General features: G+C 54.8%; 21 protein-coding genes. 5 read left to right on the top strand and 16 right to left on the bottom strand.

Annotation, left to right across the window (positions count from 1 at the left end; genetic code table 11):
- The first annotated feature begins 86 nt into the window (after positions 1–86).
- Positions 87–3,419: a carbamoyl-phosphate synthase large subunit gene (carB, locus tag MWU61_RS01250; RefSeq protein WP_247126099.1), complete on the top strand. Its 3,333-nt coding sequence runs from the start codon at positions 87–89 to the stop codon at positions 3,417–3,419.
- A 52-nt stretch (positions 3,420–3,471) separates the two neighbouring features.
- On the opposite strand, the gene MWU61_RS01245 is transcribed toward carB, so the two are convergent.
- Positions 3,472–4,101, bottom strand: coding sequence for an RES family NAD+ phosphorylase (locus MWU61_RS01245; RefSeq protein WP_247126097.1), 630 nt, complete (start codon positions 4,099–4,101; stop codon positions 3,472–3,474).
- Between the two features lie 61 nt (positions 4,102–4,162).
- The gene (locus MWU61_RS01240) at positions 4,163–4,543 is read right to left on the bottom strand and encodes an MbcA/ParS/Xre antitoxin family protein (RefSeq protein ID WP_247126095.1); all 381 of its coding nucleotides are present in this window, start codon (positions 4,541–4,543) and stop codon (positions 4,163–4,165) included.
- 123 nt (positions 4,544–4,666) lie between these two features.
- On the opposite strand from MWU61_RS01240, the gene MWU61_RS01235 reads away from it, so the two are divergent.
- Both MWU61_RS01235 and MWU61_RS01230 read left to right on the top strand, forming a co-directional pair.
- Positions 4,667–5,917: an alpha/beta hydrolase gene (locus tag MWU61_RS01235; protein ID WP_247126093.1), complete on the top strand. Its 1,251-nt coding sequence runs from the start codon at positions 4,667–4,669 to the stop codon at positions 5,915–5,917.
- A 67-nt stretch (positions 5,918–5,984) separates the two neighbouring features.
- The gene (locus tag MWU61_RS01230) at positions 5,985–7,103 is read left to right on the top strand and encodes a beta-ketoacyl-ACP synthase III (protein ID WP_247126091.1); all 1,119 of its coding nucleotides are present in this window, start codon (positions 5,985–5,987) and stop codon (positions 7,101–7,103) included.
- On the opposite strand, the gene arsH is transcribed toward MWU61_RS01230, so the two are convergent.
- Together arsH and MWU61_RS01220 are read right to left on the bottom strand one after the other, a co-directional pair.
- On the bottom strand, positions 7,100–7,840 hold the full coding sequence (gene arsH, locus MWU61_RS01225) for an arsenical resistance protein ArsH (protein ID WP_247126090.1): 741 nt from the start codon (positions 7,838–7,840) through the stop codon (positions 7,100–7,102). The two genes, MWU61_RS01230 and arsH, sit on opposite strands and share 4 nt — an antisense overlap.
- Positions 7,827–8,279, bottom strand: coding sequence for a hypothetical protein (locus MWU61_RS01220; protein ID WP_247126089.1), 453 nt, complete (start codon positions 8,277–8,279; stop codon positions 7,827–7,829). Before MWU61_RS01220 ends, arsH begins: the two co-directional genes overlap by 14 nt.
- A 301-nt stretch (positions 8,280–8,580) precedes the next feature.
- On the opposite strand from MWU61_RS01220, the gene MWU61_RS01215 reads away from it, so the two are divergent.
- Positions 8,581–9,165 (top strand): thymidine kinase, encoded by a 585-nt coding sequence (locus MWU61_RS01215; protein ID WP_247126087.1) that lies wholly within the window; start codon positions 8,581–8,583, stop codon positions 9,163–9,165.
- Between the two features lie 84 nt (positions 9,166–9,249).
- On the opposite strand, the gene MWU61_RS01210 is transcribed toward MWU61_RS01215, so the two are convergent.
- The 9 genes from MWU61_RS01210 to phaC form a co-directional block, all read right to left on the bottom strand.
- Positions 9,250–10,203: a D-glycerate dehydrogenase gene (locus MWU61_RS01210; RefSeq protein WP_247126085.1), complete on the bottom strand. Its 954-nt coding sequence runs from the start codon at positions 10,201–10,203 to the stop codon at positions 9,250–9,252.
- Entirely contained in the window at positions 10,200–10,541 is a 342-nt protein-coding gene (locus MWU61_RS01205) for a tRNA-binding protein (protein WP_247126083.1), read from the bottom strand. Before MWU61_RS01205 ends, MWU61_RS01210 begins: the two co-directional genes overlap by 4 nt.
- The gene (proC, locus tag MWU61_RS01200) at positions 10,534–11,349 is read right to left on the bottom strand and encodes a pyrroline-5-carboxylate reductase (protein ID WP_247126081.1); all 816 of its coding nucleotides are present in this window, start codon (positions 11,347–11,349) and stop codon (positions 10,534–10,536) included. Before proC ends, MWU61_RS01205 begins: the two co-directional genes overlap by 8 nt.
- Before the next feature lie 49 nt (positions 11,350–11,398).
- Complete coding sequence (locus MWU61_RS01195; RefSeq protein WP_247126078.1) at positions 11,399–12,361, bottom strand: LysR family transcriptional regulator; 963 nt, start codon at positions 12,359–12,361, stop codon at positions 11,399–11,401.
- 27 nt (positions 12,362–12,388) lie between these two features.
- A complete protein-coding gene (gene phaR / locus MWU61_RS01190) occupies positions 12,389–12,943 on the bottom strand; it encodes a polyhydroxyalkanoate synthesis repressor PhaR (RefSeq protein WP_247126076.1) in 555 nt (184 codons plus the stop codon).
- Between the two features lie 134 nt (positions 12,944–13,077).
- Positions 13,078–14,562 carry an inorganic phosphate transporter gene (locus tag MWU61_RS01185; protein ID WP_247126074.1) on the bottom strand — a complete coding sequence of 495 codons (1,485 nt, stop codon included), beginning with the start codon at positions 14,560–14,562 and terminating at the stop codon, positions 13,078–13,080.
- Between the two features lie 70 nt (positions 14,563–14,632).
- Positions 14,633–15,091: an NUDIX hydrolase gene (locus MWU61_RS01180; RefSeq protein ID WP_247126072.1), complete on the bottom strand. Its 459-nt coding sequence runs from the start codon at positions 15,089–15,091 to the stop codon at positions 14,633–14,635.
- Positions 15,092–15,329: 238 nt separating this feature from the next.
- Complete coding sequence (locus tag MWU61_RS01175) at positions 15,330–15,779, bottom strand: phasin family protein (protein WP_247126070.1); 450 nt, start codon at positions 15,777–15,779, stop codon at positions 15,330–15,332.
- A 238-nt stretch (positions 15,780–16,017) separates the two neighbouring features.
- Positions 16,018–17,703, bottom strand: a complete 1,686-nt coding sequence (gene phaC / locus MWU61_RS01170) for a class I poly(R)-hydroxyalkanoic acid synthase (protein WP_247126068.1) — start codon at positions 17,701–17,703, stop codon at positions 16,018–16,020.
- Between the two features lie 208 nt (positions 17,704–17,911).
- Between phaC and phaZ the strand changes: the two genes are divergently transcribed.
- Positions 17,912–19,354, top strand: a complete 1,443-nt coding sequence (gene phaZ, locus MWU61_RS01165) for a polyhydroxyalkanoate depolymerase (RefSeq protein WP_247126066.1) — start codon at positions 17,912–17,914, stop codon at positions 19,352–19,354.
- Between the two features lie 31 nt (positions 19,355–19,385).
- Here the strand turns inward: phaZ and MWU61_RS01160 are convergent, their stop codons facing one another.
- The 3 genes from MWU61_RS01160 to MWU61_RS01150 form a co-directional block, all read right to left on the bottom strand.
- The gene (locus MWU61_RS01160) at positions 19,386–20,096 is read right to left on the bottom strand and encodes an alpha/beta hydrolase (protein ID WP_247126064.1); all 711 of its coding nucleotides are present in this window, start codon (positions 20,094–20,096) and stop codon (positions 19,386–19,388) included.
- 118 nt (positions 20,097–20,214) lie between these two features.
- Complete coding sequence (locus MWU61_RS01155; protein ID WP_247126062.1) at positions 20,215–21,084, bottom strand: alpha/beta fold hydrolase; 870 nt, start codon at positions 21,082–21,084, stop codon at positions 20,215–20,217.
- Positions 21,085–22,425: an MFS transporter gene (locus tag MWU61_RS01150; protein WP_247126060.1), complete on the bottom strand. Its 1,341-nt coding sequence runs from the start codon at positions 22,423–22,425 to the stop codon at positions 21,085–21,087. It lies immediately after the preceding gene.
- Between the last annotated feature and the right edge of the window lie 57 nt (positions 22,426–22,482).

Below are 22,482 nucleotides of genomic sequence, written 5' to 3'. Positions count from 1 at the left end.
ACTGTGAAAAACATCCAAAATCTACCTTGCACATGCCCGCGCCATCCCTATAACGCAGGACAATTTGCACATACTGGGGGTCTACCATGCCAAAACGTGATGATATCAAGTCGATCATGATTATCGGTGCAGGCCCTATTATTATTGGGCAAGCCTGCGAATTCGATTATTCCGGTGCTCAGGCCTGTAAGGCGCTGCGCGAAGAAGGCTACCGCGTCGTTCTCGTGAACTCTAACCCTGCGACGATCATGACTGATCCGGGTCTGGCGGATGCGACTTATATTGAACCGATCACGCCTGAAGTCGTCGCCAAGATCATCGAAAAAGAACGTCCCGATGCGCTGCTGCCAACAATGGGCGGTCAGACTGGTTTGAACACATCCCTTGCCCTCGAAGAAATGGGCGTTTTGGAAAAGTTCAACGTTCAGATGATCGGCGCAAACCGCGAAGCCATTGAAATGGCAGAAGATCGCAAACTGTTCCGCGAAGCGATGGATCGCCTCGGCATCGAAAACCCGAAGGCCACCATCGTCACAGCACCTAAGAATGACAACGGCAAATTCGACATCCAAGCAGGTCTTCAGCTTGCGATTGATGCTATCGAATACGTGGGTCTGCCAGCCATTATCCGCCCTGCCTTTACTCTTGGCGGCACCGGCGGTGGCGTCGCATACAACCGCGAAGAATACGAATTTTACTGCCGCTCTGGGATGGAAGCGTCCCCTGTTGGTCAGATCCTCGTCGATGAATCACTGCTCGGCTGGAAAGAGTTCGAGATGGAAGTCGTCCGCGACAAAGCCGACAACGCGATCATCGTGTGTGCCATCGAAAACGTCGACCCAATGGGTGTTCACACGGGCGATTCGATCACCGTGGCCCCTGCCCTCACGCTGACTGACAAAGAATATCAGATCATGCGGACCCATTCGATCAACGTTCTGCGCGAGATCGGGGTCGAAACCGGCGGATCCAACGTACAGTGGGCTGTGAACCCTGCTGACGGTCGTATGGTCGTCATCGAAATGAACCCGCGGGTGTCGCGTTCGTCCGCTTTGGCATCCAAGGCAACAGGTTTCCCGATTGCGAAAATCGCCGCGAAACTGGCGGTTGGTTACACGTTAGACGAGTTGGACAATGACATTACGGGCGTCACCCCTGCGTCGTTTGAACCGACAATCGACTATGTCGTCACCAAAATTCCGCGTTTTGCGTTTGAGAAATTCGCAGGTTCTGAACCACATCTGACCACCGCGATGAAGTCCGTTGGCGAAGCCATGGCGATTGGCCGGACGTTCCACGAATCCATGCAAAAGGCGCTGGCGTCGATGGAAACGGGTTTGACTGGTTTTGACGAAATCGACATTCCCGGTGCGCCTGAAATTCCTGCGATCACCAAAGAGCTGGCCAAACAAACACCGGATCGTATCCGTGTGATTGCCCAAGCCATGCGGCACGGCTTGTCCGACGACGATATCCATGCGGTCACCAAATTCGACCCTTGGTTCCTCGCGCGTATCCGCGAGATCGTTCAGAAAGAAGCCGAAATCGCGGTGAATGGCCTACCCCTGACCGAGGCCGGTTTGCGTGCCGTTAAGATGATGGGCTTTACCGACGCCCGTCTTGCAAAGCTAACAGGTCGTGATGAAGATAACGTGCGCCGCGCGCGTCAGAACCTCGGCGTGAATGCATCGTTCAAACGGATCGACACTTGCGCGGCAGAATTTGAGGCGCAAACGCCATACATGTATTCCACCTACGAGGCCCCCGTGATGGGCGACGTGGAATGCGAGGCGCGTCCGTCTGATCGCAAGAAAGTCGTGATTCTTGGCGGCGGTCCAAACCGGATCGGCCAGGGGATCGAATTCGATTACTGCTGCTGTCACGCCTGTTTTGCGCTGACAGATCAGGGCTATGAGACGATCATGATCAACTGTAACCCAGAAACCGTGTCGACCGACTATGACACCTCTGACCGTTTGTATTTTGAACCGCTGACGTTCGAACACGTGATGGAAATTCTGCGGGTTGAGCAGGAAAATGGCACGCTTCACGGTGTGATCGTCCAGTTTGGCGGTCAGACACCGTTGAAACTGGCGAACGCGCTGGAATCCGAAGGCATTCCGATCCTTGGCACCACGCCAGACGCAATTGATCTGGCGGAAGACCGTGAGCGTTTCCAACAGCTTGTGAACAAACTTGGTCTTAAGCAGCCTGTGAACGGCATCGCATCGACAGATGCTGAGGCGCTCGAAATTGCTGAAGGCATCGGTTTCCCGCTGGTTATCCGCCCATCCTTCGTTCTGGGTGGTCGCGCGATGGAAATCGTACGCGATATGGACCAGCTGCGCCGCTATATTTCAGAGGCCGTTGTGGTTTCTGGCGACAGCCCTGTTCTGCTCGACAGCTACTTGTCCGGTGCGGTTGAGGTCGATGTTGACTGCTTGTCCGATGGCAAAGCGACCCATGTCGCGGGTATCATGCAACACATTGAAGAAGCTGGCGTTCATTCCGGTGACAGTGCCTGTTCACTGCCGCCGCACAGCTTGTCCGACGCGATGATTGCTGAAATTCGTAAGCAGACAGAAGCACTTGCAAAGGCGCTGAACGTTGTCGGCCTGATGAACATCCAGTTCGCGGTTAAAGACGAAGAGGTCTATCTGATCGAGGTGAACCCACGCGCATCCCGGACGGTGCCGTTTGTTGCAAAAGCAACGGACAGCGCAATCGCATCTATCGCTGCGCGTCTCATGGCGGGTGAACCGTTGTCCAACTTCCCGCTGCGCGACCCGTATCCGGTGTCTGAAAATCCAATGGATGTGCTTCCGATGGGCGACGCGTTTACATTGGCCGATCCAAACACACCGTGGTTCTCGGTGAAAGAAGCCGTACTGCCATTCGCGCGCTTCCCCGGTGTCGATACGATCCTTGGGCCGGAAATGCGGTCCACTGGTGAAGTTATGGGCTGGGATCGTAACTTTGCCCGCGCATTCCTGAAAGCGCAGATGGGCGCAGGTGTTGATCTGCCAACCGAAGGCACCGTGTTCCTGTCGATCAAAGATATGGACAAAACCGACGCGATGATCGAAGCCTGCACCATTATGACATCGCTTGGCTATGACATCGTGGCGACGCGCGGGACGGCATCATGGTTGTCCGAGAACAACGTTACCTGCGAAGTTGTGAACAAGGTCTATGAAGGCGGATTGACGATCGTTGACCGCCTGAAAGACGGGCATATCGCGCTTGTCATGAACACCACCGAAGGTGCGCAAGCTGTTGAAGATAGTCGTGAAATCCGCGCCGTCGCACTTTACGACAAGATCCCGTACTTCACCACGGCTGCGGCGTCCCACGCTGCCGCCTTGGCCCTGCGCGAACAAGCGGGTGGTGAAGTTGGTGTGCGGTCTTTACAGGGCTAACCTGACAACAATCGGTTTGAAGAATGGCTGTGCTGAAAAGCATGGCCATTTTTTATGGGATGATGATCCTCGGGTCGTCCGCGAACATAGTAAACGGGAATTCTAACCGCCCTTCCCCGAACCGTTGGGTCGCGAAAAGGCCGTGTTCCCCAAATCGAAACCACCACCCTTGGGTTTCACCGATGCCAGACTTGAACGCGGCACATGTGAGCACGGCAAGATTCACCCCGCCCTTATCGCGAACCGACGGGAACCGGATAATTTGGCCATCTGCCGCGCGAACTTGTGCCGCCAACGTGTGAGGTGCCGCATAACTCGTAGGGTCCACGTATGGCCCAACGTCGTCAAAAGTTGTGATATCAGCAGTTGCCCCCCCTACTTGCGTCCGAAACGCCGTCATCTCAAATGGGCGCGGTGACGGGGATGTATCGGGGCTTTCGAGGTAAAATAGCACACGATAGAAGGCGACTTCGGTCGCGCATGTTTCTACCTTTTCAGAGGCGTAGTAGACGCCGCGTCGGTCCCCTTTTTCGCGAAATCGCGTAGCATGACGGGCTGTGTATCTGAAGGGCGTGTATTGCAGATAGTGCAGGTGCTGGCAGGCCGCAGGCACAGGCGGCTTAGACACATCCAGCATGTCTTCCAGCAACGCCTGTTCATCCACGCTATCGACAAGTTTCATCGTGGAGGATGTATTCTGATCCTCTACAAACCGCCAACAGGCCCCCAGATAGGGGCTTAATTCAAAGGGGGGCGCGGCGTTGGTCAAGGTAGCTGACGGTATCAACGAGCCCGTAAACAGATTTCATGTACTGCAATGGCGGCGCACCCAATGCCGTGTTTTCATGACGCAACCAAGCGGCGGCAGTCATTTCGTCGCCACCAACGATCGCATCCAATGACCGATACGCACGGATAAAATGAGCCGCAAGTTCCGCAGGTTTGCTTTCCATCGCCAAAACGGCGGACCCAGATTTCAGGTTACTGACAAACGAAGGGGAAACGCCAATAATTTCAGACAGTTCCCTATTTGTGACCTTTAACAATGCCGCAGCGCGCAACACTGCCTTGGTCAACACAGTTGCCCTTTGATCAACGTCACGTGGTTTCAATTGTAAGGTCATTGGTGCTCCTTTACAGGATCAACATAGCAACACTGGTGCATTATTTCAACCAGTATTACACAGGTGCTCAATGACGGCAGCAGAATGCCCCCTATGCAATCACAGCTGTAGCTGCCAAACTCCATGCATTCCAATTATAGTAAGACGCTTGGCATTATCATGATCCTATTGCGACTGATTACAATGATTGCTGCCCTCTTGGGGTACAACTGGACAGCCAGCCCGCAACCCGTTGTGCCTGAGGCAATGATCGTGGTGCCAGATGCGCCATGGGATGGCGGTGATATCAACCGCGGGTCAGAACCCCCAATCGCAGAACTTTTCCCTCAAGCGGTGCCACCACCACCGGTCGCTGCCGCGCCGCCGCCAGTGCAAGACGAAAACTACGCGACCGTTGATCTGACCTTTGCAACAAACCGTGCCGAAATTCCCAACGCCCCGCTACCCGAGCGATTTGGCGGGGAACTGGCTGATCTCGTCTATGGTACAGCAACGGTATCGATCCCACACGACCACGAACCAGGTGTGCTTGAAAGCCAGAACTGGTTCATGTCGCTGATCGTCGCGCCGAATCCGGAAAGCCATGTGTTGGTCCAAGACCTTGCAGTCATTGACCGCGACACTGTTTTGTCGATCCTGAACGGTCAAGCCGCCGACGGGAACCGCGCCATTTTGGCTTACATTCACGGGTACAACACTAGTTTCGACAAGGCGGCGCGGCGCATGGGGCAGATGGCGTATGACCTGAATTGGACGGGTGGGACGTTCTTTTATAGCTGGCCGTCGCAAGGTCAGGCGAAGGATTATCTGGTTGATGACACCACGGCAGAACGATCCGTCAGGGTCATGAAACAAGTGCTGACTGACCTCGGAACGTCCGCAGATGCCGACCGTATCATATTGATTGCACATTCGATGGGAACGCGTGTTTTGAGCCGCGCACTGCAAGAACTTGTCGCCGAACGAAACCCAGCGGCGGACCGGATCACAACAGTCATCCTTGCCGCCCCTGACATCGACAAAGCGGTTTTCATAGACGATATCGCGCCGCGGCTAACCGCCATGACGAACGCGACCGTCACTTTATACGCGTCATCCGAAGACACCGCGCTGAAGGCATCACAGGCCGCACGCGGTTTTCCACGAATCGGCGATAGCAGCGACGGGCTTGTTCTGATCGACGGGATTGAGATCGTTGATGCGACAGGTGCGGAAAGTGATTTCTTTGGACACACGTATTTCGGGGATAATGCGCGGATCATCGACGACATGAGCGGGTTGATCAACGACGGATTGCCAGCTGCAAGTCGCCCTATGCTGTCGCCCGTTCCCTTTGGCGACGGTACATTTTGGCGCATACGTAACGTAGAGTAACGTGTCGTTAAGATGGACGCTCCGCCTAACCCCGCATAAGGTTTGCGGACCTAAAATGGATGGGCACATGTTCAAAGTTGCAATCACCGGCACCGGCGTCTTTACCCCTAAAGACGCGATCACCAACGACGAATTGGTCGTCGCGTTTAACGCCTATGCGGATAAGCAGAACGCCAAAAACGCGGACGCGATTGCGGCCGGAGATATGGACCCCGTACCGCATTCATCTGCGGACTTTATCGTTGCGGCATCGGGCATTGAACAGCGCTATGTCTTGAATAAATCAGGCATTCTTGATCCCGACCGTATGTCCCCATCGCTGGCGCCACGCGAAGACGACGCACCAAGCATCATGGCCGAGATCGGCGTCGACGCCTGTCAAAAGGCGTTGGACGAAGGAGGCATCGATGCCGCTGATGTCGATCTGGTGATCTGTGCAGCGTCCAACCATGAACGCGCCTATCCCGCCATTGCCGTTGAAATTCAACAGCTTCTTGGTGCGGGCGGCTTTGCCTTCGATATGAATGTCGCCTGTTCTTCTGCCACCTTTGGCATCCAGACAGCCGCCGACATGATCAAATCCGGATCGATCCGCCGCGCGTTGGTCGTGAACCCAGAGATTTGTTCGGCGCATCTGGAATGGCGCGACCGCGACTGCCACTTCATCTTTGGCGACGTTGCCACAGCGACTTTGCTGGAACGCGACGAAGGCCTGACCAAGCCGCATTTCAAAGTCAAATCGACGCGGTGTGCTACACAGTTTTCGAACAACATTCGCAACAACAATGGTTTCTTGCGCCGCGCCCATGACCAGATGGGTGATCAGCGCGACATGCAATTTATGCAGAACGGGCGTAAAGTTTTCAAAGAGGTCCTGCCGCTTGTCAGCCGCCATATTGCGGAACACATGGCCGACGAAGGCGTTCAAGCGGACGATTTGAACCGTCTCTGGCTACACCAAGCCAACAAGACGATGAACGATTATATTGGCAAAAAGGTACTGGGCCGTGAACCTGCCGAAGGTGAACAGCCGAACATTCTGCAAGACTACGCCAACACATCCTCTGCAGGATCGATCATTGCGTTTTCACAAAACTCCAAGGATTTGCAGGCAGGTGACACCGGAATCATCTGTTCGTTCGGCGCGGGCTATTCTGTTGGTTCGGTGATCGTCACACGCAGCTAAAGCTTGATGACACGCTCGTGCGTCTGTTCCAGCGTTTCAACGCGTTCGGAATAGCGATCTGTTAATTGCGGCCGACCCCGCGTCATGATCGTGAAACGCGCGAGTTCTTCCATCACGTCAACGATCCGATTGTAATGCGACCCGGGCAGCATCCGGCCCTTTTCAAACTTGTTGTAGGCGGCGGGTACGGACGACTGGTTCGGGATCGTGATCAGACGCATCCAGCGGCCCAGAATGCGAAGCTGGTTCACAGTGTTAAACGATTGCGAACCGCCACACACCTGCATCACAGCAAGCGTCTTGCCCTGCGTCGGGCGAATTCCGCCAATCGGGGATAAGGGAATATGGTCGATCTGCGTCTTCATCAAACCCGTCATCGCGCCATGCCGTTCAGGGCTGGACCACACCATCCCTTCGGACCACATCACAAGATCACGCAATTCTTGAACCTTACATTCGTCCGCTGTCGGATCATCCGGCGCGCCAAGACCTGTTGGATCGAAAAAGCGGACATCGCAGCCCAGAACACGCAAAACACGCGCCCCTTCTTCGGCGGCAAGCCGCGAATAGCTGTCAGACCGCAGGCTTCCGTAAAGAATCAGGATGCGTGGCGGATGTTGCGGCGCATCCGGCCCAGCGAGTGACGTAACGTCGATTGGATGCAATGCACCCGGCACAATCAAGGGGAGATCAACTAGATCGGTAGCTGACCATGAATCGTTATCACTCGTGCTCATCTTCTAGATGCAACTTCATTTCGATCAGAACTTTTTGCAAAGCGAGCGTTTCGCGCAGCAGGCGCTTTGCTTCGTTTGCAGAGATTACACCGTCTTCTATCGACTGATTGTATTCGCCCATCAACATCGCAAAACGCTGGCTCAGCATGATCACATCAGAATTGATGCCGCCTTCTTTGTTCGGACGTTCATCATTGTAAGACATTGTAATGCCGCGCATTTCTGCCAATGCTGACGTGACATGCGGATAGGATGCAGCTGCTTCCAATGCGGCAACAGCATCAACAGGCATGAACCGATCAGAATGCTCTTCGCTGTCCGAATAGTACCGTCCCAACGTTGCCTTGGACCGACCAGTTAGCTTACATGCGTTTTCGATACCGACATCCTTGACCAAGGCTTCGGTGTGCTTCTTTAGGTAACCGTTATATTCGGCCATCGTGTCCCCCAAGGTGTTTCATGCACTTTACGCACCCCACCACGTATAGGCAATGGAGGGGAAAAGCATTCTGTCATTCCCATTATTCAAATCACGGTTGTTTGTCATTTGGAAAGTGTCCTTGGGACGGGGGCACACAGAAGACCCGACCATCTATTGCATTCGCTTTCTGATTTGAAACGCGGTGCAGCCAGTTTCCAACAACTGGCCACTCACGGTTGATGGTAAGGGTCTGACGTCTGGTGGCTAAAGCGCAGATGACGATCTTGCATTTAGTCGCCAGGCGACGCTATTTGGGCGCATGGCAAAGCTCTATTTCAATTACTCGACAATGAACGCAGGCAAATCGACTGTCCTTTTGCAGGCATCCCATAACTACATCGAACGGGGCATGCAGACCTATTTGCTGACCGCCCAATTCGACAATCGTGCGGGCGAAGGACGTATTGCCAGCCGCATTGGTATTGGCGAAGATGCCGACACGTTCTGCCCCGGCGAAGACCTTTTTTCTAAGGTCAAAACCCGCCTCGACGCAGGTCCATGCGCTTGCGTCTTTATCGACGAAGCACAATTCCTAGGTGAAGATCAGGTTTGGCAACTGGCCCGTGCAGTGGACGATCTGAAAGTGCCGATTATGTGCTTTGGCCTGCGGGTCGATTTCCAAGGAAAGCTATTTCCGGGCTCTGCTGCATTGCTCGCGATTTGTGACGAAATGCGCGAAGTCCGCACGATTTGTCATTGCGGGAAAAAGGCGACGATGGTCGTTCGCAAAGACGACACTGGCCGCGTATTAACGGACGGGGATCAAGTATCCATCGGCGGAAATGAACGCTATGTTTCTTTGTGCAGGCGCCATTGGCGCGCCGCCGTTGGCGACACGAATTAACTACCCAAAAGAATAGCGACCCTAGCCGTAAGAATTTCCGGCGGTCACGGAAATTTGTTTGTTCTGCGCAACAATCGTTTCAATTCAAACGGATTGCGCCGGAGCGTTTCCATTTGACCACGCAATAATATTGTCCAAAGCCATTTGGCCCATCGCCTGCCGTGTTTCGACTGTCGCGCTGCCAAGATGCGGCAGTAGCACACAGTGATCCATTGCCTTGAGCGCATCAGGCACGACCGGTTCGTTCTCGTAGACGTCCAGACCAGCCCCCGCGATTTGTCCCGCTTCAAGCGCCGCGACCAATGCAGGTTCATCAACAACTTCACCACGACTGATGTTTACAAAAATGCTGGACGGTTTCATCGCCGATAGGGCGGCGCTGTCGATCAGGTGAGTTGTCGCGGCACCACCGGGTGTTGCCACAACGACAAAATCAGCGGCCCCCATCGTATCCGCGAGCGTGGGCAGTTGCGTCGCAGGAAAATCAACGGTCTTCGCGGAACGGTTGTAGAAAACGACGTTCATTCCGAAACCAAAATGGCATCGCCGCGCAATCGCTTGGCCGATCCGACCCATCCCAACGATCCCGACGGTTTTCCCTGTCACATGCGTGCCAAGCAGGTCCTTGGGGCCAAAGCCGCCCCAGTTGCCGGACCGGACAAGCCGTTCGCCTTCCCCTGCCCGCCGCGCCGTTGCCAAAATCAACGTCATCGCGATATCTGCTGTCGCGTCGGTCAGCACGTCAGGCGTGTTGGACACCAGCACGCCGGCCTGTTTTGCAGCGGCCACGTCGATATGGTTGTAGCCCACCCCAAAATTGCCCAGCATTTTGCAACGCATATTTCCAGCCGCCCCTGCAAACGCCTGCGCGCTGAATAGATCGCCCAAAGTCGGCAAAATAGCGTCGTAGCTTTGTAACGCTTGTTCCGCTGCGGCTTCATCCAATGCGCCCGTTTCGCTGACGGTCACATCAAACAATTCACGGGCTTGGTCGATCACCGCTTCGGCGATGGGTCGCGTAATCAGAAGTGTTTTCAATGTAGTCGCCCTCCCACGGGTACATTCTGGTCTGGCCCTACAAGCACCACACCACCATCTTTGTCCGGCATGCCAAGCACAAGAACCTCTGACATGAACTTACCAATCTGTCGCGGCGGAAAGTTCACAACGGCCAGAACTTGTTTGCCAATAATCATATCAGGATCGTAATGCGCTGTGATCTGAGCGGACGTTTTTTTCTCGCCAATCTCTTCGCCAAAATCGATCCAAAGCTTGATCGCGGGCACGCGTGCCTCTGGGTAGGCTTCGGCGCGCAGGACGGTACCGACACGCACATCTACCTTCAGGAAATCGTCAAATGTAATCTCGTCAGTCACGGCCCAATTCCTCTGATCTGTCAGCAGCAGCATCAACAGCGCGCGCTAATAACGCTGGAAAACCGTCATTCTGATTCATAAGCACATTAAGTGCCGCTTGCGTCGTACCACCCGGCGATGTCACGTTTACCCGCAATTGGTCGGGTCCTTCTTCCGCTTGCGCGGCCAGTGCACCCGCGCCAGCAACTGTCGCTTTCGCAAGCTGCATGGCCATATCCGCAGGCAGACCACGCGCTGTTCCTGCTGCGGCCAAGGTCTCTATCAGGTGGAAGACGTAAGCTGGGCCTGATCCAGACACAGCTGTCACCGCATCTATTTGTCCTTCATTTTCCAAACGCACCGTCTGCCCTACTGCCGCCAAAAACTGATCCGCGAGATCAAGCTGGGCATCGGTCACACGAGCATTCCCGATCAACGCTGTGATCCCCTGCCCGATGGCAGCGGGTGTATTTGGCATGGCGCGCACGATGGGGGTCTGTGCCCCCAAAACCTCTTCGAATGTCGCAATTGAGGTACCAGCAGCAACGGACACGAACAATGTTTCGCCATTGCCAAGCGCCTGTAGGCTGGGCAAAGCATCGCCCATCATTTGCGGCTTCACAGCGACCAAAATGATCGCGGGGTTAGCGGGTAAATCTGTATTGATATGAACGCCTTGGGCCTTCACCCAATCCGACGGATGCGGGTCCAACACCCAGACCGACGCAGCGGGCAAGCCACCCGCCAGCCATCCGGCCAGCATTGCAGATCCCATCTTGCCGCATCCCAGCAAGACCAAACCGCGTTCAGCGACATCGTTGTTTTGCATCACGTCCCCCTTTTTCAAAATGTCTAAGGGGTCATCGCACAAACGGCAATCAAATCAGGCGGAGTTTTTCAGCCAACCAAGGATGCTCTGCCACGGCCGGGTCAACGATCATGTCTTTGAGCAACGGGCGCAACCGTTCCGCGATCGTCGCGGGCATCGTTGACAGCACATCTCTGCGGGACGTCAGCGTGATTTTGCGTGAAATTGGCGCAAACGGCAGTTCAATCAGATCCACATCATCGCGGAACCGCGCAGCCCGCATCCAACCAAGCGGCGTCAGGATAGACCACCCTGCCCCTTCAGCGACCATGGCCATAATCGCGTGATAGCTGTCCAATTCGAACCTGTGGGACAACGTAATACCTTCTTGATCCAAGTGCGCTTTGACCATGCGCCCCATATGATGGCGCGTTGTGTATTGGATCAACGGCATGCGGCGTAGCTGTTTGGCGATGTCGCCTTCTTTGATCCGGCCCTTTGGCACAGCGGCGACAAACGGCTCTTCCATCAGCGGGTAAACTTCAACGCCCGGATCATGGCGACCTGTCTCAGCAGCAACGATAATATCCAAAGCCCGAGAATCGAGAAGTTCGGTCAGTTGATGGGTCGCGCCCGTCTCAAGCAGGAAGTGGCAGTTCATCAAATCAGCGGACATTTCGGCGAGTAAAGCTGGCGTCACATCCGCCGAGAAATCTTCGACCATCCCTAGACGTAACCGCGTCAGACGCGACAAATCTGCCATCGCCAATTCGGCGCGGGCTTGTTCCGCTTCGTTCAAGATCGTGTTCGCGCGGCGCAGGAACATTTCGCCAGCAGGTGTTAACGTCACAGGACGTGCGCCCCGATCAAGTAGGGTCGTGCCAATCGCGCCTTCAAGGTTCGTCAACTGTTGGCTTACCGTCGCTGCAGAGGTGCCCAGCCGCCGCGAAGCTGCTGAAATCGCTCCTTCTTCTGCCGTCGCCACAAAGACTTCGATCCCCCATAAGGTGACACGTCCGGCCGTCGTAACCATCGTTTTATCCTTCGCGCCGAAAAGGCGTTATTTGCCCATTTTGGCTAGTTTTTCTTGCAATGCGGACAGCTGGTCCTTGATGTCACTCAGATCGTCGCCGGATGATTTTTCGGCGGATGAACTGTCCGGTGTCGTGCCACCAGGCATCATGCCACCGGTCATCGCCTTCATGAACATCTCTTGCTGCGCACGCATTGCATCGAACCCAGGCATCGCGGCCATCGGGTTCACCTTGGTCATGTTTTCCATCGCTTTGGATTGACCGTTTTGCAGCATCTCAAAGCTTGCCCGCAGAAAATCCGGAACGACGGAAGACGCCTGACTGGTGTAGCTGCGCACGAGATCGGTCAGAATATCAACGCCCAACACGCTTTCGCCGCGGCTTTCATGTTCGGCGATAATTTGCAGCAGGTACTGACGGGTCAGGTCATCGCCAGATTTCAGGTCAACGATCTGGACCTCGCGCCCCTCACGAATGAACGTCGCGATATCTTCCAGCGTCACGTAATCGCTCGTCTCGGTGTTGTAGAGACGACGGCTCGCGTAGCGCTTGATAAGCAATGGTTTGTTAGCCTCGGCCATATGCTGTCCCTCCCTAGACGTACTGCATTGCAGCAAAGCCTAAGCGGCAGTGCCGCAAAAGAAAAGAAAAGAAAACGGGCGGGGTTGTCGCTGAGAAGGCAAAGGGGGCCGCGCGGCCCCCTTTTTTGGTTTGCTTAACCGACGATCGCAGTGATCCCGAAGAAGATCAGCGCAGACAAAATCGCGGCAGCAGGCACAGTAATGACCCATGCGGCGATGATCGTCATGAAGTGTGAACGGCGCACCAATTTACGGCGACGGCGTTCCTCTGGACCGTAGCTTGGCCGATCAGGCATCGCCTGACGCGCGGCTTTGATCCGGCGTTCCGCATCCCATTCGCGGAAGAAACCAACACCAAACACACCACCAACGGCAATGTGAGTAGAGCTAACAGGCAGCCCCAGCCAACTGGCCACGATTACGGTAATCGCCGCAGACAGCGCCACACAATACGCACGCATCGGGTTCAGCTTTGTGATCTGACCACCCACCATGCGGATCAGCTTTGGCCCGAACAGGAACAGACCAAAGGAAATCCCGAAAGCACCGATGATCATAACCCAAGCAGGGATGCTAAACGCCTGCGTGAAATCACCGGATTCAGCCACCTGCACAATCGCGGCCAATGGACCAACGGCGTTCGCAACATCGTTCGCACCATGCGCAAAGCTGAGCAATGCAGCCGACACGACTAACGGAATACCGAACAAAACCTTCAGGGATTTGTTGCGATTTTCCAGACCTTCGGATTGCTTTTTGATGACTGGGATCATCACCAGCCACGTGATCACGCCGATTGCAGCACCAATCATCAACGCTGTCAGGATGTCGATCTTGATCAGTTTCTTGATGCCTTTCAACGCCAGATAAGCGGCAAAAGCAGCCGCCATGATGCCCACCAAGATCGGCACCCACTTGCGCGCAGCGGCTATTTTGTCAGGCGTGTAAATGATCTTCGACTTGATCAACCACAAGAAACCGGCGGCAATCGCACCACCCAGCACAGGCGAAATCACCCAGCTTGCGGCAATCGCGCCCATCGTCGGCCAAGTCACCGCAGCAAAGCCAGCCGCGGCGATCCCCGCGCCCATCACGCCACCAACGACCGAATGGGTCGTGGACACAGGTGCGCCGACCCACGTGGCAAGGTTCACCCAAAGTGCGGCGGACAAAAGCGCTGCCATCATCGCCCACATAAACGTTTGGGCGTCGCCCATGCTTTCTGGTTCAATGATGCCCTTAGCAATCGTGGACACCACGTCGCCGCCTGCGATCAATGCGCCAGCACTTTCAAAGACAATCGCGATCCCAATCGCGCCGCCCATCGACAACGCATTGGCACCAACGGCTGGCCCCATGTTGTTGGCAACATCGTTCGCACCGATATTCAAGGCCATGTAGGCGCCCAAACATGCTGCGATCACAACGATCAAGGTGTTCGTCGTTTGTCCGAGGAACAACAAGGCCAACAGGCCTGCAAGTACGACGAACAAGATCGAAATCCCGGGCCCGACCATCGGGCGGGACACATATTGTGTCGCAAGTTCTAAATTTGAAAATCGTGCTAAGTCACGATCGAGCGTATCTAGGTGACGCCCGTCGTCGTTTTTGTTGGTCATGTCCCACTCCCGTATAGTCGGGGGCAGCTTTCAACGATTATTCGCAATAAAGCAACAAAAGCCTATCGTTTTAGATGCTGCGCAGAATGTTCTGCAATTCCGGTTCTTGCACCAGATCAGCGGCGTCGTCGGGGCTTACCCATTGACGTTTGCGCTGTGACACCTCTGGAAATTCATCCTCGATGGTTTCCACAGCGACAGGATAAACCATCGTCTCAACGGGTATGGACCAACCGGTCGACTGGCGTTTGTCGTATGTATACGTGCCAATCGCATCGGCATCAGTTGTGCCTTTACGCACGCCGGCTTCTTCCCACGCTTCCTGCATCGCAGATTGCGGGCCGTTTTTGCCGCGGATCGGCCAGCCCTTTGGAATAATCCAGCGGCCAGTATCGCGACTGGAGATCAGCAATACCTCTTTGTCCGCCCCATCGCCACGATAGCAAAGGGCAGCAACTTGCTGGCGCTTAGGACGCTGCAAAAGCGGGCCGAGGACGTTATCCCAGACGCTGTTAAAAATTGTGAACATTAGAAGAAACCGCTCAAGTCATTATTTTTATTGGAAACGTTATACGCACTTACGACAAAAGTTGCAAATCACAGCACTTCAGCGCGACGTGATCTGGATTGTTTTGCACCACCAACCTTCACAAATCGTTAACCGGATGTGACGGCTGTTCGGTACGAAAAAAGGCGGCCTGCATTGCAGACCGCCTCGAAATACCGACACCTAAGGGAGGAGAGGCGCGGTTAATTTCTTACGACGCTTACTTTGCAGAAGCAGTCGCTTTTTTCGCAGCTGTTGTCAGCTCTGTCTGTGCTTTCTTCGCAGCAGCAGTCATGTCTTCGGACATGTCTTTGCCAGCAGCCATCATCAGTTCCATTGTCTGAGTCTGAACTTTTTTCGCGATTTCAGCGAATGCTGACATGTGCTCTGCAGCAGCTTCAGCAGATGTAGACGCGAAGTCTGTCATTGCTTTTGCGTAATCAGCAGGCTCTGCCTTTGCTTTGGACATTGCTTCAACTTTAGCAAGTGTGTCCTGTGTCCATTTTGCGGACAGCTCAGCAGATTTGCCAGCAGCGTCGATTGCAACGCCGGACATTTTTTCAGCCAAAGTCGTGGAAGACTTGAACTGCTCTTCAACTGCTTTTGTGTCGATTGGGAAAGAACCCATCATGTCTTTAAAAACAGCTGTGAAATCTTGTGTGTTAGCCATGGTACTGACCTTTCAGGTAAATGGTTTCGCGGGGGAGGACCGCATCATTTCGTCTGACACCAATATGCATGCTGCAATGCGGCATTTCAAGTCTTTTTCTGCATTGCAGCATAAAAATTCTGCACATGCATATTATCCAGTCTTTACGTGGGGTTAAGTCGCATAGCCCTTAAAAACAGGGATCATACAAACATAAAAATTGGAAAAAACACGCTTCAGGCGAACGCGATTTCGCGACTCACTTGGCCACATATGTCCCCGGAGCAGGCCCAAGAACCGGGTGTTTTTTGTCCCCCGGCGTGCGCGCCTTCACCTGTTTACCTGACCGCGGCGCAAGCCATGCATCCCAACGTGGCCACCACGATCCTTCGTGTTTGTCCGCATCAGCGAGCCAATCGTCCGGCGTCAGCCCCAGTTCGGGATTGGTGTAGTGTCCATACTTCTTCTTGGACGGCGGATTGATGATACCCGCGATGTGACCAGACTCTGACAGAATGAACGTCTTGTCCTTCGACCCCATCCCCTGAACCCCACGGTAGCTGCTTTTCCAAGCCGCAATATGATCGGTTTCGCAAGCAATGGCGCAGATCGGCACTGTCACCTCTGACAGGCGCACAGTCGTGTCCGCGATATCAAAACCGGACGTCGCGAAATTATCGCCTTGGCAGAGACCCCTTAGGTATTCGACCGACATTTTCGCAGGCAAGTTCGTCCCGTCCCCGTTCCAATACAGCAGATCAAACGCAGGTGGGGCTTTGCCCAGCATGTAGCTTTTGATCGCCGGACCGTAGATCAAGTCATTCGAACGTAGGAAGCTGAACGTCCGCGACATATAATACCGGTCAAGCACGCCTGCTTCCGCGACTTCGGCTTCGATCCCGTCAACAAAATCGTCATCCAAGAACACACCAACTTCGCCCCGATCCGAGAAATCCGTTAGAGTTGTGAATAAGGTGGCTGAGTTGATCGACTTATCCCCGCGCTGCGCCATCAATGCCATGGTAATCGACAGGGTTGTGCCTGCGATACAATAACCAACTGCGTTCACCTTCTTGACGCCGCAAATCGATTTCACTTGATCAATCGCCGTCAGGTAACCGTCTTCGACGTAGTTTGTCATCGACGTGTCACGGTAGGTTGCGTCTGGGTTGACCCAAGACACCACAAAGACCGTGTACCCCTGCTCTACCGCCCATTTGATCATGCTGTTGGCTGGTTTCAGATCAAGGATGTAGAACTTGTTGATCCACGGCGGGAAGATCACCAACGGGATTTCATGCACCTTTTCGGTGCTCGGGGTGTATTGGATCAATTCAAACAGATGATTGCGGTACACGACCTCGCCGGGTGACGTGGCAAGGTTGCGCCCCACTTCAAACGCTTCCTTATCGGCAAGCGTCACAACCAGATCACCGTCGTTTGCTTCAAGATCACGGATCAGGTTTTCTAACCCCGCGACAAGGCTTTCACCTTCTGTCTCAGCGGCGAGACTTAATGCTTCGGGATTGGTGGCAAGGAAGTTTGTCGGGCTGAACATGTCGACAATCTGTTCCCCGAAATATTCGAGACGACGCTTTTCGCCGTCGTCCATCGTATCGATCGCGGAAATCGCATCACGTACGGCGTCTGCGTTCATCAGATACTGCTGCTTGATGAAATTGAAATACGGGTTCGTGTCCCACAGTTCATGGGCAAACCTACGGTCAGGCGCGGTTTCATCCGCGGGATGCGCCAATTTGCCTTGGGCAAGCAGATGCTGCGACTCAATATAGTGTTTGACCGATTTGCCCCAGAACGCGACCTGCTGTTCGATTATCTTGCCCGGATTGTTCATCATTTCGGTGACGTATGCGGATGCTGCTTTTGCATAAAGGTCTGGAGACGGGCCTTGCAACGACGTCGGGACGTGCCGTTTGGGATTCATTGCAATAAGCAACCGCTGAGTAAGCTCTTCTATTCGCGAAAGATTCGCTTCAAGGGTCGTTGCATTTGTTTCATTTATTGCGCGGTCGTCTGATTCAGTTGTTGTCATCTTAATCTATGCGTCCTACCGTGCAGCTGCAGCATTTCGTTACTTTTGTATTAACAGGCGTTAATAAATACCAAGTGCGCGCGAACAGGAGCCGTCTCAAATGAAATACATGATGACATACGACCTCATGGAAGCCACTCGCAACACCAACCAATGGTTGGGCGCAACAGCACGCGCATTTGCAGACTACCCGATGATGTCGCTTACCACAAACCCCGCGATGGACTGGTTGCGCGCTTGGGGCGAAGTAACTGAGCGGACATTTGGTCGCATGGTTGTAAAACCGGATTGGAATATCCCGCCTGTCCCGACAGGCGACGGCCGCGATCACCCTGTCGACGTCAAAGTTGTTCTGGAACGCGATTTCGGCGATTTGATCCATATCGAGGTCCAAGGCCGCGAACCTATGAAGCGTCGCGTTCTGCTGGCCGCACCAATGTCCGGCCACTATGCCACATTGCTGCGCAAAACGGTGATCAGCCTTCTGCCCGATTGCGAAGTCTACGTGACCGACTGGCACAATGCGCGCGACATCCCCGTCAGCGCAGGCAAGTTCGACGTCGAAGACTACACATTATACCTCGTTGATTTCATGAAAGAGCTTGGATCAGACATCCACGTGATTGCCGTTTGCCAGCCCGTGCCGCTCGCACTTGCTGCAACCGCCTATCTCGCGGGTGAAGATCCGACTGCCCAGCCTAAATCCCTGACATTGATCGGCGGCCCCGTTGACCCCGAAGCGAACCATACTGAAGTCACAGATTTTGGCCGGTCCGTCACCATGGGCCAGCTTGAACAGACTATGATCCAGCGGGTTGGTTTCAAATATGCAGGCGTTGGCCGCATGGTCTACCCAGGTTTGCTGCAATTGGCGTCCTTCATTTCGATGAACGGCGAAACCCACGCAAACGCATTCCGCGACCAGATTATTAAGTCCGCGAAGGGCGAAGCCCGCGATCACGACAAACACAACATCTTCTACGACGAATACCTTGCCGTGATGGACATGACCGCTGAATTCTACCTGTCGACGGTTGAACGTATTTTCAAAGGCCGCGACATCGCGCGCAACGCCTTTGTCGTGAACGGCCAACAAGTCGATATCGGCAAAATTGATAATGTCGCAGTGAAGATTGTCGAAGGCGAAGAAGACGATATCTCAGCGCCGGGCCAATGCCTTGCGGCCTTGGGGCTTTTGACTGGATTGGACGACAGCAAAAAAGCGTCACACCTCGAACCGGGTGCTGGTCACTACGGTATCTTTGCGGGGCGCAGCTGGCGGGACAACATCCGCCCATTGGTGCTGGATTTCATTGACGCCAATTCCGAAGACCCAGCACCCGCGGCAAAGCCAGCACCAGCTAAGGCTGACCTGAAGGTCGTCGCAGACAATCCACCGAAGAAACCTGCCGCCAGAAAGACCAAAGCGGCCCCGAAGGCCGAACCGGTGAAAGCTGCGGAAAAGCCGGAAAAGAAGCCGACCAAAGCGAAAGCAGCCCCCAAAACAAGGGCCGGACGCAAAGCGGCAAACAGCAAGAAATAAAAGAAGGCGGTCCCAGCGACCGCCTTTTTCTTTAGCGCAACACCAGCGGTTGGCGGCACCAATCCCTGAGTATCTTTGACAACTGCGCGGGCTGTTCAAGCGATGGCAAAAGCCCTGCGCCTTTGATCACCTCGTGTTTGGCATACGGGATCATCTCGGCCACGAAATCTTGCCTGCGTTTCGTGTTGTCTGGGTCGCTGTCGCTTGAAATCACCAATGCAGGCTGCTTGATCTTGCGCAGCACTGCTTGTTGGTCTTTGCGGCGCTGGACCGCACGCGCCTGCTTTACGAACGCCTCTGCGCCAATGCCCTCCGCCATATCCTGCAGCAACGGCATCAAGGCTGTGACGTCGGTGTCGTCGCAAAACCGTTCTGGTGCGAAGCGTTCGGCGATCACATCGTTAAAGCGGCCCGCCTTGGCGGCAATGATGATCGGTTCGCGGTCTGCTGCGGTTTTAGGTGTATCGGCTTGGGCATTCACATTGATGAACGCCACACGCGTGATGCGTTTGGGCGCGCGGCGCAGCAATTCAAGCGCGACCATGCCGCCCATGCCACCGCCAGCCAAAGCAAATTCCTGCGGTGCCCATGACAATATCTGGGCCGCAATCGCCTCGATCGTATCCATGTCGCGCGTGGGCGCAAACAGGACGGGGTGGTCGCGCGACAATTCCGCGATTTGATCCGCAAAAACACGGGCATCGCATAACATTGGCGGAATAAAGACTACCGGATCGCCCATACTAACTGAGGGCCTTGAACAATTTCATGGGTCTGCTTGCCTGATACTTTTTTGATTGTGACGACACTGCCGTCCGCATTCTTTAGGCGCAAGTCTTTCCCCAATGGAAGAGGGAAAGTCAGAGATTATGTGCCCATTCGACAATACGTGCCGCAAGTGGCGCAGTTTGGCCGGGACTAAAGACATCACCCGCCATGACGTGTCCCATGGCGTCGTCATCCTTGGTCTGCTGCAGCGCCAACTTATAGGTTGGGCCGCCCCATTCCATCATCACTTTGCGGGCACGCGTCGGGTTAATCACCTGATCATCCGGGTTCACGGCCATAAACATTGGCGTATCAATGGCTGACAAATTGGATCGCATCGCCGCACGTACCGCATCCCCCATCGGTTTTACCGCCTTGGTCGGATAGCGTGTCGTCCAGAACTGAGCGTGACCATCGCTAATGATGTCGAATTTGCGTTCTTTACCAATTAAATAAGGGGCCCAGTATTCCGAAAACGGGATGTCCAACACGGCCTGCGCTGCCTTGTGCCGCAGTCCAAAATTGGGTGAAACAAACACCGCGCCCAGCGCCGTGTCTGGTGAAATATCACCATTCGTCAGCCCCAAGGTCGTCAGCGTGCATCCCGTCGAACAGCCGATGTAAAGCACTTTTTTGCCAAGGCTTTGCCCGATGGCTGCTGCCTCGCGCACGTCAGCGCGCCATCCATCCAACGTGGCGCGACCCATTGCGTCGCCGTCTTGGCCATGCCCCATCAAACGCGTGCAAAACAGGTTTGCGCCCAGCGCCTCTGCGATCATTTCTGGCAATGGGCGCAATTCACCGCATGTCGCTGAAAACCCGTGGATAAACACGACGGCCACATCCGTTTGTACGCCTGCGTCCCCTGCCCAACTGATACATTTGGCACATCCATCACGTAGATGGTCTACCTTTGCTTCCGCCGCCGCGATGTCCGCTTCAAGCGTTTGGATCTCATACATTTATCTGCCAAGTGCTGCCTGTGCCAACGGTCGGTATACCAAACCCAGCCCCAAAAGAGAAACCACCAAAATGGCTGCAGGGATCAATGTGATTGCGACATGCAGCATTGTGATCGCGGTCGGTTCTTGGGTCACCACGCCTGCCGTTGTCTCTAGCCAGCCCGCTGCCTGCAAGAAAAGCCCCAACACCAGCGGTGCCAACGCGTTCGCCAGTTTTTGACCGAACAGCCAGACCGCAGAAAACGCACCTTCGATCGCAGCCCCCGTCTTGGCCCGCGTGACATCCATCAGATCAGGGTACAACGCCCAAGGGATTTGCTGGTACGATCCGTTCGCAAAACCAGCGAGCACAAACATCCCCGCCATCGCCGTGACATTGACCGACGGCAGCACAGAAAAAAGTCCGCACAGCAACGTCACATACAAAACCAGTCCACCCTGCAACGCCGCTAATTTGCCGATCTGATTAGACAACCGAACCCAAAACGCTTGGCTGACGATAGAACCGACAACAAAGGCCGCGAACATCAAGCTGAGCGTCGTCAACGCCTCGTCCACGCCTGACAGCGCGTTGTCCCCCGCATCAACGATGAGATAGATCGCAGCAAACGGCAATCCGGCGGTGATCAGTGCAATCGCAAGGGTCATCACGCCGTAAAGCGCCACCAACACCATGAAGGCGCGGTTGTCGAAAACCAAACGATAGGCTTCTTTCAACGGGATCGGGGCGTCTTGCGCCAGTCGCGGGGCTTTGCGCGTCGCAAACAGGGATATCCAGATCGCACCGATGATCAGGGGGCTGACGGCCACAGCGGCCATGGCGTATCCCATGTTTGCGGCCAATCCGGGCACCAATGCGCCGCCGATTAGGATACCAACACTCGCGAAGCCCATGCGCCAACCGGTCATGGCGGACCGTTCACGCGGATCCTGGGTCATTTCGCCCGCTTGCGCACTAAACGGGATCGCAACCATCGTGAAGCCAATGGTGGCGACACCAAAAAATGCGATGACCCAAGCCAGATCGCCGGCTAAGGGCAACCCATCGGGCACAGCAAACAATGCGGCCATTCCTGCTGCCATCACAACCGCGCCAACCGCCATCCACGGGGCGCGTCGCCCGAACCGGCTATGGGTTCTGTCGCTATAGTGACCGACAAGCGGGTCTGTAATCATATCGAAGATCAACACAGCCGTGGTGACAAACCCTGCGATCCCGACAGGGACCCCTAAAACGGACGTCAGGAAAACCAGCACAAGCAGTTGCTTGACCACGACAAAGACCACGATGCCCATGTCGGCCAGCCCCCAGCCCGCCTTTTGCCCCAAAGATAACGCCATGCCTTAATCCTCCCACGTATTTGGTTGGATCGTGCCTAAGCGGTCTGTGACGCTGTC

The sequence above is a fragment of the Loktanella sp. F6476L genome (assembly GCF_023015725.1).
In the GTDB taxonomy this organism is placed as follows: domain Bacteria; phylum Pseudomonadota; class Alphaproteobacteria; order Rhodobacterales; family Rhodobacteraceae; genus Yoonia.
Note: the sequence above shows the minus strand (reverse complement) of the source record. Positions and strands in the feature narration are given on the sequence as shown.